The sequence below is a fragment of the Vibrio sp. VP6 genome (assembly GCF_028823755.1).
Lineage (GTDB): Bacteria > Pseudomonadota > Gammaproteobacteria > Enterobacterales > Vibrionaceae > Vibrio > Vibrio parahaemolyticus.
Window position 1 is genome coordinate 250,225 of record NZ_JAPEID010000001.1, and the last position, 17,218, is coordinate 267,442.

Annotated in this window: 14 protein-coding genes; 6 read left to right on the forward strand and 8 right to left on the reverse strand. The window is 46.0% G+C overall.

The window, feature by feature from the left end; genetic code table 11:
* The first annotated feature begins 43 nt into the window (after nt 1–43).
* Genes pcnB through panC form a run of 4 tightly spaced genes read left to right on the forward strand, consistent with a single transcriptional unit; the run spans nt 44 to nt 3,629 of the window.
* A complete protein-coding gene (gene pcnB, locus OU793_RS01075) occupies nt 44–1,411 on the forward strand; it encodes a polynucleotide adenylyltransferase PcnB (protein WP_180793878.1) in 1,368 nt (455 codons plus the stop codon).
* A complete protein-coding gene (gene folK / locus OU793_RS01080) occupies nt 1,408–1,887 on the forward strand; it encodes a 2-amino-4-hydroxy-6-hydroxymethyldihydropteridine diphosphokinase (RefSeq protein WP_140103385.1) in 480 nt (159 codons plus the stop codon). Before pcnB ends, folK begins: the two co-directional genes overlap by 4 nt.
* 30 nt (nt 1,888–1,917) lie before the next feature.
* Nucleotides 1,918–2,712, forward strand: a complete 795-nt coding sequence (gene panB, locus OU793_RS01085) for a 3-methyl-2-oxobutanoate hydroxymethyltransferase (protein WP_005454450.1) — start codon at nt 1,918–1,920, stop codon at nt 2,710–2,712.
* 11 nt (nt 2,713–2,723) lie between these two features.
* A complete protein-coding gene (gene panC / locus OU793_RS01090; RefSeq protein WP_025558970.1) occupies nt 2,724–3,629 on the forward strand; it encodes a pantoate--beta-alanine ligase in 906 nt (301 codons plus the stop codon).
* Nucleotides 3,630–3,680: 51 nt separating this feature from the next.
* Here panC and OU793_RS01095 read toward each other — a convergent pair whose 3' ends face one another.
* The 4 genes from OU793_RS01095 to OU793_RS01110 form a co-directional block, all read right to left on the reverse strand.
* A complete protein-coding gene (locus OU793_RS01095; protein WP_140103384.1) occupies nt 3,681–4,610 on the reverse strand; it encodes a Kdo(2)-lipid IV(A) acyltransferase in 930 nt (309 codons plus the stop codon).
* A 127-nt stretch (nt 4,611–4,737) separates the two neighbouring features.
* Complete coding sequence (locus OU793_RS01100) at nt 4,738–5,508, reverse strand: ABC transporter permease (RefSeq protein WP_005479696.1); 771 nt, start codon at nt 5,506–5,508, stop codon at nt 4,738–4,740.
* Nucleotides 5,509–6,426 (reverse strand): ABC transporter ATP-binding protein, encoded by a 918-nt coding sequence (locus tag OU793_RS01105; RefSeq protein ID WP_005462584.1) that lies wholly within the window; start codon nt 6,424–6,426, stop codon nt 5,509–5,511.
* A 251-nt stretch (nt 6,427–6,677) separates the two neighbouring features.
* On the reverse strand, nt 6,678–8,348 hold the full coding sequence (locus tag OU793_RS01110; RefSeq protein ID WP_069546226.1) for a SulP family inorganic anion transporter: 1,671 nt from the start codon (nt 8,346–8,348) through the stop codon (nt 6,678–6,680).
* A gap of 283 nt (nt 8,349–8,631) precedes the next feature.
* Here OU793_RS01110 and can point away from each other — a divergent pair, with 283 nt between their 5' ends.
* Nucleotides 8,632–9,327 carry a carbonate dehydratase gene (gene can / locus OU793_RS01115; RefSeq protein WP_274647718.1) on the forward strand — a complete coding sequence of 232 codons (696 nt, stop codon included), beginning with the start codon at nt 8,632–8,634 and terminating at the stop codon, nt 9,325–9,327.
* 9 nt (nt 9,328–9,336) lie between these two features.
* On the opposite strand, the gene hpt is transcribed toward can, so the two are convergent.
* On the reverse strand, nt 9,337–9,867 hold the full coding sequence (gene hpt / locus OU793_RS01120) for a hypoxanthine phosphoribosyltransferase (protein ID WP_005479701.1): 531 nt from the start codon (nt 9,865–9,867) through the stop codon (nt 9,337–9,339).
* Nucleotides 9,868–10,185: 318 nt separating this feature from the next.
* Between hpt and opaR the strand changes: the two genes are divergently transcribed.
* The gene (gene opaR, locus OU793_RS01125) at nt 10,186–10,800 is read left to right on the forward strand and encodes a transcriptional regulator OpaR (RefSeq protein ID WP_005479697.1); all 615 of its coding nucleotides are present in this window, start codon (nt 10,186–10,188) and stop codon (nt 10,798–10,800) included.
* A 127-nt stretch (nt 10,801–10,927) separates the two neighbouring features.
* Here opaR and lpdA read toward each other — a convergent pair whose 3' ends face one another.
* The 3 genes from lpdA to aceE all read right to left on the reverse strand — a co-directional run bounded on the left by lpdA (nt 10,928) and on the right by aceE (nt 17,199).
* Entirely contained in the window at nt 10,928–12,355 is a 1,428-nt protein-coding gene (gene lpdA / locus OU793_RS01130; RefSeq protein ID WP_005479684.1) for a dihydrolipoyl dehydrogenase, read from the reverse strand.
* A 268-nt stretch (nt 12,356–12,623) separates the two neighbouring features.
* Nucleotides 12,624–14,516 carry a pyruvate dehydrogenase complex dihydrolipoyllysine-residue acetyltransferase gene (gene aceF, locus OU793_RS01135; RefSeq protein ID WP_140103383.1) on the reverse strand — a complete coding sequence of 631 codons (1,893 nt, stop codon included), beginning with the start codon at nt 14,514–14,516 and terminating at the stop codon, nt 12,624–12,626.
* 19 nt (nt 14,517–14,535) lie between these two features.
* A complete protein-coding gene (gene aceE / locus OU793_RS01140; RefSeq protein WP_005462566.1) occupies nt 14,536–17,199 on the reverse strand; it encodes a pyruvate dehydrogenase (acetyl-transferring), homodimeric type in 2,664 nt (887 codons plus the stop codon).
* Nucleotides 17,200–17,218: the final 19 nt, after the last annotated feature.

Sequence of the window (17,218 nt, forward strand, 5' to 3'; positions counted from 1 at the left end):
TAACTAACCAAAGCAAGATTGGATTAAACCCAGTTATTGCCAGATGCACATGAATACAAACGACTATACACCAAGCGAACCTGCCACAGTTCCAGAGCTCGCTCTCAATGTAATAACTCGTGAAGAGCACAACATTTCGCGTAAGCAGATCAGTGACAACGCACTGAAAGTGCTGTACCGACTAAACGGTGCTGGTTTCGATGCTTTTCTTGTGGGTGGCGGGGTTCGAGACTTACTGCTTGGACAAAAACCGAAAGACTTTGATATTGCGACCAACGCAACGCCAGAACAGATCAAGCAGCTATTTAGAAACTGCCGCTTGATTGGCCGACGCTTCCGTCTGGCACACATTATGTTTGGCCGAGACATCATCGAAGTGGCGACATTCCGCGGTCACCATCAAGAGCAAAAGAACAAAAACATCTCTCAGCAATCCAAAGAAGGTATGCTGCTACGCGATAACGTGTACGGCACCATTGATGAAGACGCTGAGCGCCGTGACTTTACGATCAACTCGATGTACTACAACATCGCTGATTACTCGATCCACGACTACGCGCGCGGTATCGAAGATTTAGAAGATCGTCTGATTCGTCTGATTGGCGATCCAGAAACACGCTACCGTGAAGACCCAGTGCGCATGCTGCGTGCGGTTCGCTTTGCCGTCAAACTGGACTTTGATATTGAAGAAGACACCGCAGCACCAATCGAAGAGATGGCGCCGCTACTGCGCGAAATTCCTTCCGCTCGTCTTTTCGAAGAGTCACTCAAACTCTTGCAATCAGGCCACGGTCTAGAGACATACCACCTGCTACGTGAATACAACTTATTCCAACAGCTGTTCCCAGCCATTTCGAAGCACTTCACAGAAGACTACTCGTCGCATACTGAACAAATGCTCGATCTTGTGTTGGATTCCACAGACATGCGTATTGAAGATGGCAAGCGCATTAACCCAGCATTTATGTTTGCTGCGATGCTGTGGTACCCGCTGTGTGCACTAGCAGACAAACTCATGGATCAGCATAACTTGTGTCATTACGACGCGATCATGGAAGCGAGCAACATCATTCTTGATGATCAAGTTCGCACCATCGCAATTCCACGTCGCCATACTGCGACCATCCGTGAGATTTGGCAGCTGCAATTGCGCCTTCCACGACGCAATGGCAAACGTGCGTTCCGCCTAATGGAACTCAACAAATTTAGAGCTGGCTTTGATTTTCTTGAAATGCGCGGTGAAATTGAGGGTGGCGACACTCTGAAGCTTGCTAAGTGGTGGGAAACTTTCCAAAATGCAGGCCGAGAAATGCGCCAAGCGATGGCCGCAGACCTAGATGGTCAAGCACCAAAATCGGGCCAACGTCGCCGCAAAACCTTTCGCAAGAAAAAGAGTAAGCCGAAATCATGATCACAGCGTACATTGCGGTAGGCAGTAACTTGGCTGATCCTGTCAGCCAAGCTCAGCAAGCGATTGAGGCTCTAAAAACGTTACCAAACTCTGAGTTTGTACAAGCGTCTTCGCTATACAGCAGCACGCCTATGGGGCCACAAAATCAGCCGGATTACATCAATGCGGTTGTGGCGATCAAAACAAATTTGACGCCTCTTGAGCTACTTGATTGCACCCAAGCAATTGAGCAAGAGCAAGGGCGTGTCCGAAAAGACGAACGTTGGGGACCAAGAACCTTGGATCTTGATATCGTTCTTTACGGCAATGAGGTGATTAATTCCGAAAGACTTATTGTTCCTCATTACGGAATGCGAGAGCGCGAATTCGTACTCTACCCTCTTGCGGAAATTGCACCAAGTTTACAACTCCCTGATGGGACCGAGGTCTCTGAACTACTGGAACAAGTAGATAGAAACGGCCTCAGAATTTGGTAGTCATAGCCAGCTCCTAGTAAGGATAAAACAATGAAAAAGATGACCATCAACGACCTTATCAAGTGGAAGCAAGAAGGTCGTAAATTTGCTACTTCAACCGCTTACGATGCGAGCTTTGCACAACTTTTTGAAAGCCAAGAAATGCCCGTTCTTTTAGTTGGTGATTCACTTGGTATGGTATTGCAAGGTGAAAACGATACGCTACCAGTAACGGTAGATGACATCGTGTACCACACTCGCTGTGTGCGTGCTGGCAGCCCGAATTGCTTGCTAATGGCCGATATGCCATTCATGAGCTACGCAACACCAGAGCAAGCGTGTGAGAACGCGGCAAAATTGATGCGCGCAGGCGCAAACATGGTAAAAATCGAAGGCGGCGACTGGCTAGTTGATACCGTTAAGATGCTTACTGAACGCGCAGTGCCAGTCTGTGCTCACCTTGGTTTAACCCCTCAGTCTGTTAACATTTTTGGTGGTTACAAAATCCAAGGTCGCGATCAAGAAAAAGCGGATCGCATGGTAAAAGATGCGTTAGCGCTACAAGAAGCAGGCGCTCAAATCGTCCTACTAGAATGTGTGCCTGCTGAACTGGCAGAACGCATTACTAAAGTACTCGACGTGCCAGTCATCGGTATCGGTGCGGGTAACGTAACGGATGGTCAGATTCTTGTAATGCATGATATGTTCGGCATCTCTGCCAACTACATGCCTAAATTCTCCAAAAACTTCCTTGCTGAAACAGGTGATATGCGCAAAGCCGTTGCAAAATACATTGAAGATGTAGCAAACGGTGTATTCCCAGACGACGCTCATACCATTGCCTAGAGGATAAAAGCATGCAAACTTTTGCGGAAATCTCAGCAGTTCGTGAACACCTTAAAACCTTTAAACGTGAAGGTCGTAAAATTGCCTTCGTCCCTACAATGGGCAACCTTCACGAAGGTCACTTAACTTTAGTGCGTAAAGCACGCGAATACGCTGATATCGTTGTCGTAAGCATCTTTGTAAACCCGATGCAATTTGATCGTGCAGACGATTTAAATAACTACCCACGTACGCTTGAAGAAGACTTAAGCAAGTTGACGGCAGAAGGCGTCGATGTGGTATTCACGCCAACTCCAGAAATCATCTACCCAGAAGGTCTGGATAAGCAAACCTTCGTCGATGTTCCTGGCCTATCAACGATTTTAGAAGGCGCGTCTCGCCCAGGTCACTTCCGTGGCGTAACGACCATTGTGAATAAGCTATTTAATATCGTACAACCGGATGTAGCATGCTTCGGCGAGAAGGACTTTCAACAACTTGCTGTTATCCGCAAGATGGTTGATGACCTAGCAATGGATATTGAAATCATTGGGGTACCAACCGTACGAGAGATGGACGGTTTAGCAATGAGTTCACGCAATGGCCTGCTGACACTGGATGAACGTCAACGTGCGCCAGTGCTTGCTCGAACAATGCGTTGGATCAGCAGTGCCATTCGTGGTGGCCGCGATGATTACGCATCCATCATTGAAGATGCAAATGATCAGCTACGCGCTGCCGGTCTTCATCCTGATGAGATCTTCATTCGTGATGCTCGTACCTTGCAAGTGATCACACCAGAAACGACACAAGCTGTCATTCTGATGTCGGCATTCTTAGGTCAAACTCGTCTTATCGACAACCAAACCGTTGATATGGTTGTGGAATCGAAAGATGAAGCAGAATCTAATGATGGCACCGCAGCAAACGCTGAATAAGCCAAACGCTCAAAAGAAAAAGGTCGACCTTGTGTCGACCTTTTTTATGTTCTACGTATAGACGCAATCAAATCCTTCAGGACGTGTTTTAAACCGTTTGTGCAACCACATCCACGCAGGAATATCGCGTCTTATCATTTTTTCGAGTTCTTGGTTCAAGATACTTGCCGCTTTCATCGCATTACGCTTTTCAAAATACTCACTGAGATCCTTCCCAATATACAACGTGTAGTGATGATTCCTGCTCACTGTGACACCTGATATGACCGCGCACTGTGTTGCGTCAATAAGCACACTAGACCCCACAGTGCTCGCAGCTTGTTCAACGGCAAAAAACGGTGCAAAAACAGAATGGTTGGCACCATAATCATGATCAGGTAAATACCAAAGTCGATGGCCATTTTTCAAAACTTTGAGCATTGATTTCACGTCTTTTCGATCGATCATTTGATGCCCAAAACGAGTTCGGCCTCGATGTTGAATAAATTCATAAGCAGGGTTTGAGTTTGGTCGATAAACACCATAGCCTTTGGCAAATTGGCTAAAGATACGAGCGGTTATTTCCAAGTTCAAATGGTGACTACACACCACTAATACAGCGCGACCGTTCTTTTCCTCTGTGAGCAGACGATCTTTGCCAACAATAGAAGTTATGCGATTAATTCGCCAGTCTGGCCAAAACCAAGCGATACCAGTTTCGATGAGCGCCATTCCCGTGTATTGAAAGTTTTTTCGTACCACATCCTTGCATTGCCAATCTGTATAGTCAGGAAAACATAGCTGAAGATTACGCAAAGCGATCTTGTATCGTCGCTTCATTAAATGCATCGCAACGCAACCGATGCTTCTACCTAAGATTCGTAAAACTACATACGGCAGTACATTAACAATGATTGCTAGAGATCCAAATGCCAGCCAAACAGACCAATATTTGGGCTTAAGTAACTGATAGGAAAAAAGCGGCGGCGGGACAATATTCATAGGATCACTCATTTATTACAAATGATTGAAACCTATCATGATAAAAACCGGAAGATTGTATGGGTATGTATTGTTGTGCATGCAAAAGAGCAGCGTAAATCGCTGCTCTTTTCTTTATGAGCATGGCTTAGCTTCGTAGCCCAATCCCTTTTGTTACCAAGTAGTGGGCAATGGCGTACAGCACCACAACAAACACACCCAGTACACTAAATGAAGTCACGATACCGACATCCGATACGCCTAAAAATCCGTAACGGAATGCATTCACCATGTAAACAATTGGGTTGATTTTCGATACACCTTGCCAAAACTCAGGCAACAGGCTAATCGAATAAAACACACCGCCAAGATAGGTAAGCGGCGTTAAGACAAACGTAGGAATGATTGAGATGTCATCAAACGTCTTTGCGTAAACCGCATTGATCAATCCACCAAGAGCAAACACCACCGACGTCATAAATACCGTCGCCACAATAATGCCCCAGTGCTCAACCTGTAGATCCACAAACAGCAGCGACACGCACGTCACAATAGCACCAACCAGCAAGCCACGGGTTACACCACCCATGACATAACCTGCGATGATGACGTAGTTTGGCACAGGTGCAACCAACAACTCTTCGATGTTCTTTTGCAGTTTTGCACTAAAGAATGAAGATGCGACATTTGAATATGAGTTGGTGATCACCGACATCATGATCAAACCCGGCACGATGTATTCCATATAGCTAAATCCGCTCATTTCACCAATTCGAGAACCGATCAGATTACCGAAGATGATGAAGTACAGCGTCATCGTAATCGCTGGTGGCACCAAAGTTTGTACCCAAATACGCGAGAAGCGCGTCACCTCTTTACCCAGCAAACTACGAAATGCCGTCCAATACAGTTGGTACATTTACTTGCTCCCCTCTCTGACAATGCTGACAAACAGTTCTTCTAATCGGTTGGCTTTATTGCGCATCGACAGCACTTTCACGCCATGTTCCGTTAATTGAGCAAACACCGCATTGAGACCTTGGCTTTTATCTAGCTCAATTTCTAATGAGCCATCGATTAAGCTTTGACGATTGACACCATTCAACTCAGGCACTTCGCCGTCAGTCTCGATATCTAGAATAAAGGTTTCTACGCTGAGCTTACTGAGCAACGCTTTCATGGTTGTGTTTTCAATCAACTCGCCGCGATTGATAATGCCTATGTTGCGACATAGCATTTCCGCTTCTTCTAAATAGTGCGTAGTAAGAATGATAGTGATCCCTTGCTGCTGATTGATTTCTTTGAGGAAATCCCACATTGAACGACGCAGCTCAATGTCCACCCCTGCCGTCGGCTCATCCAAAATCAGCAGTTTTGGCTCGTGCATGAGCGCGCGAGCAATCATCAAACGACGCTTCATACCACCCGATAAGTTACGAGCACGCTCTTTGCGCTTCTCCCATAAATCGAGCTTCTTCAGGTATTTTTCTGCTCGCTCTTTTGCCAGAATTTTAGAAACACCATAGTAACCCGCTTGTTGAATGACGATCTGCTCAACCGTTTCAAATTGGTTGAAGTTGAATTCTTGAGGCACTAAACCAAGATTTTGCTTGGCAAGTTCTAAGTCAGTATCAATGTCATAACCAAAAACTTTTGCCACTCCAGAGGTCTTATTAACCAAAGAAGAGATGATGCCGATCGTGGTTGATTTTCCTGCACCGTTAGGTCCAAGAAGCGCGTAAAAGTCACCTTTTTTAACTTGTAGACTGATGCCTTTTAACGCTTCAAAGCCGCCCGCATACGTTTTACGTAATTGTTCAATTTCTAATGCGTACATAGCGTAATGATTGCCATCTGTTAGTGAATTGGGATGACCAGTTCCAAGATAAGCATCACCTGAAGCTTAGTAGGAAGCTGGAGAAAGTTTCATTAGTTTATCGTCGAATAACGATGATTACAATTAAACCTTTCGACAATATTGGAAATATCAACCTTGTAATTTTCAAGGTTTTCAATTGAGGGGGTTAAGGGGAAACAAAAAAGCGCTGCTAAACAGGCTGAGCAGCGCTTTCATACAGAACGTAAAAATTAGGCTGTCATTCGCTGGTATTGATCCGATTCAACATGCGCGACAGCCGCATTCAAGGCCTCGTAGCGGAACTGATACATATTGTTATCCGGCACTAGGTCGATGACATGAAACTTCTCGAGTTGCTCGCGAGTACGCTGATTCGGACACAACAAGTACACTTCACAGTGAGCATCTAACGCGTCTTTAATGGCGTTTTCGAGAGCTAAGCCCACCGTAACATCCAGCATAGGAACATCGGTCAAATCCAAGATCATCACGTCGTAATCAGAAATACTGGTGTGTTGACGAGAAATAGCCTTAGACACACTGAAAATCATCGGGCCAGAGAGATAGAAGAACAACACTCGCCCATTGGCGCGATCTAACAATCCTCGTTCACTGTCCGTAAGTGGCACGTCGTCTTCGTCGGCATCACTGATGGCTTTTACCTGACGAGCTTGTTCGCGACTCAAGCGCTCAATAATCATGATGTTTGAAACAAACACACCCAAACCAACAGCCACAATGAGATCAACAAACACTGTCAGTAGCATCACGCCATACATGATCGCCATGCCAGAAAAACTGACCTTATGCGCGCGCTGAATAAAGCTCCAGTCTAAGATGTTAAAGCCAACGTACACCGCGATGCCTGCTAGCACAGCCATTGGGATAGGTTCGGTTAATCCACCAGCCACCAAAACAACCAGAGCCAGTACTAAGGCTCGCACCACACCAGATAATGGAGAGCGAGCGCCAACTTGGATGTTTGTCACCGTGCCCATCGTCGCACCCGCTCCTGGAAGTGCGCCGAATAAACCTGAAATCATGTTCGCTAAGCCCTGACCACGAAGCTCTTTGTCGGAATCGTGCTCTTTTCGGGTAAGTGAGTCACCGATAACCGCAGTTAACAAGGTATCAATACAACCGAGCGTACCTAACACCAATGCATCGATGACCATTTCAACGAACATATCGGGGTCGATATGTGGCGCGACCAAAGATGGCAGGCCAGCCGGAATTTCCCCGATACGGCGGATATCTTCCGTATCAAACAACATCACCGACAATAAGGTCACTGCGACCAGTGCCACCAATTGGGCGGGTACATATTTGCGATACTTCTTTGGGAAAAAGAACAGAATGCCTAATGTCAGCAAGCCAAGGAAAAGCTCGTTAAATTTTAGATTAGAAATGGTTTCAGGCAGCGCTGACAATGTCCCTAGCACTCCTCCCGCAGGCGCAGCGTGCCCCAGGAGTGGCGACAATTGAAGAATGATGAGTATGACACCAATACCCGACATAAAGCCGGAGATCACGCTGTAAGGCATTAAGGTGACGTATTTACCCATCTTCAGCGTTCCAAGCAAGATCTGAAATGCCCCCGCCATCATGACAACAGTAAACGTCATCGCCATACCTGTTTCAGGGTACTTCGCCATCATACTGGTCAATACGGCTGTCATGATCACCGTCATCGGACCCGTGGGTTCTGAGATAAGTGTATTTGAGCCACCAAACAAGGAGGCAAACAAGCCCACCATTATGGCGCCCCAAAGGCCAGCTTCTGCGCCCGCCCCCGAAGCAACCCCGAACGCCAACGCCAAAGGGAGAGAAATAATGGCCGTGGTCACCCCGCCAAATATATCCCCTTTGAAATTGATATCTTTAAAACGACTACCGAACACCGTTTAGCTCCCTGCATTAATTTCAAAATTAAATAAGTAAAATGTCATTACTTTAACGAGGAATGTGAAAAATTAAACCATAAATAAATTATGGCTTAATTCGTTATCTAATAAGCGGTCTGAATTGTACGAATTTATTTCCAAGAACACGTCAGATGAGTCCTGTCTGACGCATATTTAACGGGATCGAAATTGTAACATTGTGTATAGTTACAACACTGATCGCTTGATATGTTTCAATTGCGATGAGTGCTTTTGTCATTTAAGGGAAGTAGTTTGCAAGATGCCGGAAATTAAACAGTTATTTGAGAATAATTCAAAATGGTCGGAAGAAATCAAATCTGATCGTCCTGAATATTTCGCTAAGCTCGCCGAAGGCCAAAAGCCTGATTTTCTTTGGATTGGCTGCTCCGATAGTCGAGTACCCGCAGAACGATTAACCGGCCTTTACTCCGGTGAATTATTTGTTCACCGCAATGTTGCAAACCAAGTCATTCACACAGACCTCAATTGCCTTTCCGTTGTTCAATACGCCGTTGATGTACTCAAGGTGAAGCACATTATTGTGTGTGGCCACTATGGTTGCGGCGGTGTTAACGCGGCGATAGATAACCCCCAACTCGGGCTTATCAATAACTGGCTACTGCACATCAGAGATCTTTACTTCAAGCATCGTTCTTACTTAGATCAAATGCCTGTTGAAGATCGTGCCGATAAGCTTGGTGAAATTAACGTTGCAGAACAAGTTTATAACCTAGGCAATTCAACCATCATGCAAAACGCGTGGGAGCGCGGGCAAGATGTCGAAATTCATGGTGTCGTATACGGAATAGAAGATGGTCGCCTTGAATATTTAGGTATTCGCTCTAATTCTAAAGAGACCGTTGAAGCATCGTACCAGAAAGCACTGTCGACGATTTTAAACCCTGACAATAAGCAAACGCCCATTTATATGGGCGTTTTTTTGTATTTCGAATAGTGAACTCAATTATTCTTGAGGAACCACTTTACCGATGAATGGTAGGTGACGGTATTTTTGAGCGTAATCGATACCAACACCAACAACGAACTCGTCAGGGATCTCGAAACCAATCCAATCAACTGGCACATTTACTTCACGGCGAGATGGCTTGTCTAGTAGCGTACAAATCGCGATAGATTTCGGTTCACGTAGCGATAGGATTTCGCGAATTTTATTTAGCGTGTTACCTGTATCGATGATGTCTTCAACAAGCAAAACGTCTTTGCCTTTAATGTCATCATCCAAATCTTTCAAGATGCGTACATCGCGTGAGCTTTCCATCGTGTTGCCGTAGCTTGATGCCGTCATAAAATCAACTTGATGAGTCAGTTCAATAGCACGCGCTAGATCGGCCATAAATACAAAAGAACCACGCAACAAGCCAACCAAAACTAGGTCTTCACTGCCTTGGTAACGCTCTGTAATTTGTTTGCCTAATTCACGAATTCGTTCCTGAACTTCTTGCTCAGAAATCATGACTTCTATTGTATGTTTCATACTGTGCTCAATTTAGTTTGTGGGTTGAGGTAGGTCGCACGCAAACGATCACCTAATCTTACGGCGTGTAGTGTATCACCACGAAGAGTGGGTTGAAAGTCACATCCTTTTGCGGAAAATTCTTGGGAGCGCTGCCAAATTTTCGAAAGTTTACAGCAAAACTTATCAATAATAATGACATTACTGTCTATAAATTATCCATCAGATGTTGACCTTGTGCATATGCACCATTACACTCATCACTGCTTAAAGCAATTATTAAAATAATCAATTAGGGGGTTACCCCCAACAACAACTCAAATGGCAAGGAAAATGGATATGGACTCAATTGCAAAGAGACCTAGAACTAGGCTTTCTCCTCTTAAACGTAAGCAACAACTCATGGAAATCGCGTTAGAAGTATTTGCACGCCGTGGTATTGGCCGTGGTGGTCACGCAGATATTGCTGAAATTGCGCAAGTGTCTGTTGCAACCGTTTTTAACTACTTCCCAACTCGCGAAGATTTGGTTGATGAAGTTCTCAACCATGTTGTCCGTCAGTTCTCGAATTTCCTTTCGGATAATATCGACCTAGACATACACGCTCGTGAAAACATCGCAAACATCACCAATGCGATGATCGAGCTCGTAAGCCAAGATTGTCACTGGCTGAAAGTTTGGTTCGAGTGGAGCGCATCAACTCGTGATGAAGTTTGGCCTCTATTTGTGTCTACCAACCGCACTAACCAATTACTGGTTCAAAACATGTTCATTAAAGCGATTGAACGCGGTGAAGTGTGTGATCAACACGATTCAGAACACTTGGCAAATCTATTCCACGGTATTTGTTACTCGCTGTTCGTACAAGCAAACCGCTTCAAAGGTGAAGCCGAGTTGAAGGAACTCGTGAGCGCTTACCTAGATATGCTTTGCATCTACAATCGCGAACACTAAAGCTCAGATTTGAATACAAACAAGCCCACCACATGGTGGGCTTTTCTATGTTTGTCCGCTTCGAACATTAAAATACAAAAAAACCGCTGAAATTCAGCGGTTTTTATTATTCTTTCAGTAAGAGAACTTACTTCTTCTTAACTGCTTTTTTATTTGGCAGGTCAGTGATTGAACCTTCAAATACTTCAGCAGCTAGACCCACAGACTCGTGTAGAGTTGGGTGAGCGTGGATAGTTAGAGCGATATCTTCTGCATCACAACCCATCTCGATCGCCAGACCGATTTCGCCTAGTAGTTCACCACCGTTAGTACCAACGATAGCACCACCGATTACGCGATGAGTTTCTTTGTCGAAGATTAGCTTAGTCATACCATCTGAACAGTCAGATGCGATTGCACGACCTGATGCAGCCCATGGGAATGTCGCCACTTCGTACTTGATGCCTTCTGCTTTCGCTTCTTTCTCTGTCTTACCAACCCAAGCCACTTCTGGCTCAGTGTACGCGATTGAAGGGATAACTTTAGGGTCAAAGTAGTGCTTCTTACCAGAGATAACTTCAGCCGCTACGTGGCCTTCATGCACACCTTTGTGAGCAAGCATTGGCTGACCAACGATATCACCGATCGCGAAGATGTGAGGAACGTTAGTACGCATTTGCTTATCAACGTTGATGAAGCCGCGCTCGTCGATTTCTAGACCCGCTTTTTCACCGTCGATAAGTTTGCCGTTTGGTACACGACCGATAGCAACTAGAACCGCATCGTAGCGCTCTGCTTCAGCAGGTGCTTTTTTGCCTTCCATTGAAACGTAGATACCGTCTTCTTTCGCTTCAACTGCTGTTACTTTCGTTTCTAGCATTAGCTTGAACTTGTCTTTGATACGCTTGGTGTAAACCTTAACGATATCTTTGTCTGCTGCAGGGATTACCTGGTCAAACATCTCAACGACTTCAACTTTAGAACCTAGAGAGTGGTAAACCGTACCCATTTCTAGACCGATGATACCACCACCCATGATAAGCAGTTTTTCTGGCACTTCTTTCAGTTCAAGAGCGTCAGTAGAGTCCCAAATACGTGGGTCTTCATGCGGGATAAATGGCAGTTTGATTGGACGAGAACCAGCCGCAACGATTGCGTTGTCGAAGTTAACTACTGTTGACTCGCCTTCACCTTCTACAAGGATAGAGTTAGGGCCAGTGAACTTACCGTAACCGTTTACCACTGTTACGTTACGCATCTTAGCCATGCCGCTTAGGCCGCCAGTTAGTTGGTTAACAACTTTTTCTTTCCAGATACGGATCTTGTTGATGTCTGTTTGCGGTTCGCCGAACACAACGCCGTGATCAGCCATCGCTTTCGCTTCTTCAATTACTTTAGAAACGTGTAGAAGTGCTTTAGATGGGATACAACCCACGTTCAGACACACACCACCTAGAGTGCTGTAACGTTCAACAAGTACAGTTTCAAGACCTAAGTCTGCACAACGGAAGGCAGCGGAGTAACCAGCAGGACCAGAACCAAGTACAACAACTTGGGCTTTAATTTCTTTGCTCATTTTGACCTCTTGTAGTCATTATCCCTAACAGGCTGAGTGGGTATCGATTTTTTCTGTTTAAGAGTTATTCGTTTTAAACAATTATTTTCAGACCGCCAACAGTTTACAGAGATGTTAATGGTGTGAAAAGTAAATCAATTTAGCCTGTGAGCTAGACAACAATTCGATTGTGAAAACCCTGTAGAGAATAAGGGAGATAACCAAATTGTCCGGTAATTATTATTAGCAGAGGCGGCTAAATTGCCGCCTCTCATTCATCTAACTTCTATTAAAGAACTAGACGACGAATGTCAGATAGACATGAATTTAGGTAAGTGATGAAGCGCGCACCTTCAGCACCATCGATCACACGGTGGTCGTATGATAGAGACAGTGGAAGTTGTAGACGCGGTTCGAACTCTTTACCGTTCCATACAGGTTTCATTTCTGACTTAGACACACCTAGGATACCAACTTCTGGCGCGTTTACGATTGGAGTAAACGCCGTACCGCCGATACCGCCTAGGCTAGAGATAGTGAAACAGCCACCTTGCATGTCAGCAGCAGTTAGCTTGCCTGCACGTGCTTTCTTAGAAACAGCCATTAGCTCTTCAGATAGCTCGTAGATGCCTTTCTTGTTCACGTCTTTAAATACAGGAACAACTAGACCGTTTGGCGTATCTACTGCGATACCGATGTTCACGTATTTCTTCAGAATTAGGCTCTCACCGTCTTCTGATAGAGAAGAGTTGAACGCTGGGAACGCTTCAAGTGCTTTAGCAGCCGCTTTCATGATGAACACTAGTGGAGTGATCTTCATGCCAGTGTCTTTCTTCGCTTCAATCGCGTTTTGCTCTTTACGGAATGCTTCAAGAGCCGTGATGTCTGCGTTATCCCACTGTGTAACGTGCGGGATCATTACCCAGTTACGGTGTAGGTTAGCACCAGAGATCTTCTTAATGCGAGATAGCGGTTGTACTTCTGTCTCACCGAACTTGCTGAAGTCCACTTTTGGCCATGGTAGTAGACCAAGAGCGGCACCGTCGCCTTTGCCAGATGCTGCAGCACCAGACTCAAGACGCTTAAGCGCTTCTTTCACGTAGTTCTGAACGTCTTCTTTCAGGATACGGCTCTTACGACCAGAACCTTTAACCTTAGAAAGGTTTACACCGAACTCACGAGCTAGACGACGAACAACTGGAGACGCGTGAGCGTACTCATCATTGTCTTGGAAGTCGCCAGCTGCTGGAGCTGCTGCCGCTGGAGCTTCTGCTTTAGGAGCAGGAGCCGCTGCAGGTGCTGCCGCTTGAGCTGGAGCCGCTGCCGCTGCAGGTGCAGGTGCTGCGCCCGCCACTTCGAATACCATGATTAGTGAGCCAGTAGACACTTTGTCGCCAGCTGCAATCTTGATTTCTTTAACTGTACCAGCAAATGGTGCAGGAACTTCCATAGAAGCTTTGTCGCCTTCTACAGTGATCAGAGATTGCTCTTCTTCCACTGTGTCGCCAACAGCAACCATGATTTCAGTTACTTCAACTTCGTCGCCGCCGATATCTGGAACGTTAACTTCTTTTGCCGCAGACGCTGCTGGAGCTGCTGCCGCTGGAGCTTCAACTGCCGCAGGAACTGCTGGAGCACCTGAACCTGCAGTTTCGAATACCATGATTAGAGAGCCAGTCGATACTTTATCGCCTGCTGCTACTTTGATCTCTTTAAGCGTACCTGCGAATGGTGCAGGAACTTCCATAGAAGCTTTGTCGCCTTCTACAGTGATAAGAGATTGCTCTTCTTCGATGCTGTCGCCGATTGCTACCATGATTTCAGTAACTTCAACTTCGTCACCACCGATGTCTGGTACGTGAACTTCTTTCAGTTCTGCCGCTGCTGCTGGAGCTGGAGCCGCTGCTGGAGCCGCTTCTGCCGCAGGAGCAGGTGCAGCGTCAGCTGCACCCTCGGCTTCGAAAATCATGATTAGAGAACCAGTAGAAACCTTGTCGCCTTCTGCAACTTTGATTTCTTTAACGATACCCGCTTGAGAAGCAGGAACTTCCATAGAAGCTTTATCGCCTTCAACAGTGATCAGAGACTGTTCTTCTTCAACCTTGTCGCCAACGCTTACAAGAATCTCAGTAACTTCAACCTCATCCGCACCGATGTCTGGTACATTAATTTCGATTGCCATTTCTTATCTACCTTCTTAATTAAGCGTATAGCGGGTTAGTTTTCTCAGTGTCGATGTCGAATTTCTTAATTGCTTCCGCAATTACAGATTTCTCAACTTCGCCACGTTTCGCTAGTTCAGTTAGTGCTGCTACTACTACGTAACCTGCGTTCACTTCGAAGTGACGACGTAGGTTTTCACGGCTGTCTGAACGACCGAAGCCATCAGTACCAAGAACTTTGAAAGACTCAGCAGGAATGAATGCACGAACCTGCTCTGCGTAGTTCTTCATGTAGTCAGTTGCTGCGATAGCTGGCTCAGTACCCATTACTGTTTGGATGTAAGGTACTTTCGCTTCCGCTTCTGGGTGAAGCATGTTGAAACGCTCTGCATCTTGACCGTCGCGAGTTAGTTCGTTGAATGACGTTACAGAGTAAACATCAGAAGCAACACCGTACTCTTCGCTTAGGATTTGAGCTGCTTTACGTACTTCATTCATGATAGTACCTGAGCTCATTAACTGAACTTTCGCTTTATCGCCCGTGTAAGTTTCTAGCTTGTAGATACCTTTACGGATGCCTTCTTCAGCGCCTTCTGGCATTGCTGGCATTGCGTAGTTTTCGTTCATTAGCGTTAGGTAGTAGAACACGTTCTCTTGATCAGGACCGTACATGCGACGGATACCGTCTTGCATGATTACTGCTACTTCGTACGCGAATGTTGGGTCGTAAGAGATACAGTTAGGAACGGTACCCGCCATGATGTGCGAGTGACCGTCTTCGTGCTGTAGACCTTCGCCGTTCAGCGTTGTACGACCAGCAGTTGCGCCTAGTAGGAAACCACGTGCTTGTTGGTCGCCCGCCATCCACGCCATGTCGCCAACACGTTGGAAGCCGAACATTGAGTAGTAGATGTAGAACGGGATCATTGGTAGGTCGTTTGTCGAGTATGAAGTCGCAGCAGCAACCCATGAAGACATAGCACCTAGCTCGTTGATACCTTCTTGTAGAACCTGACCTGACGTTGCTTCTTTGTAGTAAGAAACGATGTCGCGGTCTTGTGGTGTGTAGTTCTGGCCGTGCGGGTTGTAAATACCGATTTGACGGAACAGACCTTCCATACCGAATGTACGCGCTTCGTCAGCAATGATAGGGACGATGTTCTTACCAATGTTCTTGTTCTTAAGTAGAACGTTAAGTGCACGTACGAATGCCATAGTAGAAGAGATATCACGCTTCTGTTCTTCTAGTAGTGGCTTGAATTCTTCTAGCTCAGGAACGATGAGTTCTTGAGTAAAGTTTGGTAGACGCTGTGGCGTGTAGCCGTGTAGCGCTTTACGACGAGCGTGTAGGTATTCGTACTCTTTTGAACCTTCTTCAAGTTTCAGGTACGGAAGTTCTTTCACAGCTTCGTCAGTTAGGATGTCTTGTAGACCTAGACGATCACGTAGGTGTAGTACGTGAGTCATATCCATCTTCTTAACTTGGTGCGCGATGTTCTTACCTTCAGCCGCTTCACCCATGCCGTAACCTTTAACAGTCTTAGCTAGGATTACTGTTGGACGGCCTTTAGTTTCTGCCGCGTTTTTGTAAGCAGCGTAAAGCTTAGAAGACTCGTGACCACCACGCTTAAGTGCGAAGATTTCGTCGTCAGTCATGTCAGCAACTAGCGCAGCAGTTTCTGGGTACTTACCGAAGAAGTGCTCACGCACGTATGCGCCATCTTTCGCTTTGAACGTTTGGTAATCGCCATCGATTGTTTCGTTCATAAGCTGTAGAAGCTTACCAGTGGTGTCTTTAGCTAGTAGAGAATCCCAGTTGTTACCCCAGATTACTTTCACTACGTTCCAGCCAGCACCTTTGAACAGACCTTCAAGTTCTTGAATGATCTTACCGTTACCCATTACAGGGCCATCTAGACGCTGTAGGTTACAGTTGATTAGGAAACATAGGTTGTCTAGCTTCTCACGCGCAGCGAAAGAGATAGCACCACGTGATTCAGGCTCATCCATCTCACCGTCACCTAGGAACGCGTAAACGCGCTGCTCAGAAGTATCTTTCATGCCGCGGCCTTCAAGGTACTTAAGGAAACGAGCTTGGTAGATCGCAGAGATCGGACCTAGACCCATAGATACGGTTGGGAACTGCCAGAATTCAGGCATTAGTTTAGGGTGCGGGTATGATGGGATACCTTTACCATCCACTTCTTGACGGAAGTTGTCTAGCTGCTCTTCAGTTAGACGACCTTCAACGAACGCACGAGCGTAGATACCCGGTGAGATGTGACCTTGGTAGTAAACTAGGTCACCACCGTCCTTCTCGTTTGGCGCACGGAAGAAGTGGTTGAAACATGTTTCGTAGAATGCAGCAGAAGACTGGAAAGACGCCATGTGGCCGCCTAGTTCTAGGTCTTTCTTAGATGCGCGAAGAACGATCATGATTGCGTTCCAGCGAATGATGGAACGAATACGGCGCTCAAGCGTTGTGTCACCAGGGTAAGCTGGCTCTTGGTCTGCAGGAATCGTGTTGATGTAGTTAGTTGTGATACCTGTTGGCATATCAACACCGTCTAGACGTGCTTTGTCTAGAACCTGCTCTAGTAGGTACTGAGCGCGTTCTACACCTTCTTCACGTACAACTGACTCAAGTGCTTGTAGCCATTCTTGAGTTTCCAGTGCATCTACGTCATGCTTCATATCAGACATGGCGATCTATCCTTCTGTT

Coding starts and splice junctions, on each gene's coding strand:
- pcnB (WP_180793878.1), top strand. CDS start 44: ATGCACATGAATACAAACGACTATACACCAAGCGAACCTGCCACAGTT.
- folK (WP_140103385.1), top strand. CDS start 1,408: ATGATCACAGCGTACATTGCGGTAGGCAGTAACTTGGCTGATCCTGTC.
- panB (WP_005454450.1), top strand. CDS start 1,918: ATGAAAAAGATGACCATCAACGACCTTATCAAGTGGAAGCAAGAAGGT.
- panC (WP_025558970.1), top strand. CDS start 2,724: ATGCAAACTTTTGCGGAAATCTCAGCAGTTCGTGAACACCTTAAAACC.
- OU793_RS01095 (WP_140103384.1), bottom strand. CDS start 4,610: ATGAATATTGTCCCGCCGCCGCTTTTTTCCTATCAGTTACTTAAGCCC.
- OU793_RS01100 (WP_005479696.1), bottom strand. CDS start 5,508: ATGTACCAACTGTATTGGACGGCATTTCGTAGTTTGCTGGGTAAAGAG.
- OU793_RS01105 (WP_005462584.1), bottom strand. CDS start 6,426: ATGTACGCATTAGAAATTGAACAATTACGTAAAACGTATGCGGGCGGC.
- can (WP_274647718.1), top strand. CDS start 8,632: ATGCCGGAAATTAAACAGTTATTTGAGAATAATTCAAAATGGTCGGAA.
- hpt (WP_005479701.1), bottom strand. CDS start 9,867: ATGAAACATACAATAGAAGTCATGATTTCTGAGCAAGAAGTTCAGGAA.
- opaR (WP_005479697.1), top strand. CDS start 10,186: ATGGACTCAATTGCAAAGAGACCTAGAACTAGGCTTTCTCCTCTTAAA.
- lpdA (WP_005479684.1), bottom strand. CDS start 12,355: ATGAGCAAAGAAATTAAAGCCCAAGTTGTTGTACTTGGTTCTGGTCCT.
- aceF (WP_140103383.1), bottom strand. CDS start 14,516: ATGGCAATCGAAATTAATGTACCAGACATCGGTGCGGATGAGGTTGAA.
- aceE (WP_005462566.1), bottom strand. CDS start 17,199: ATGTCTGATATGAAGCATGACGTAGATGCACTGGAAACTCAAGAATGG.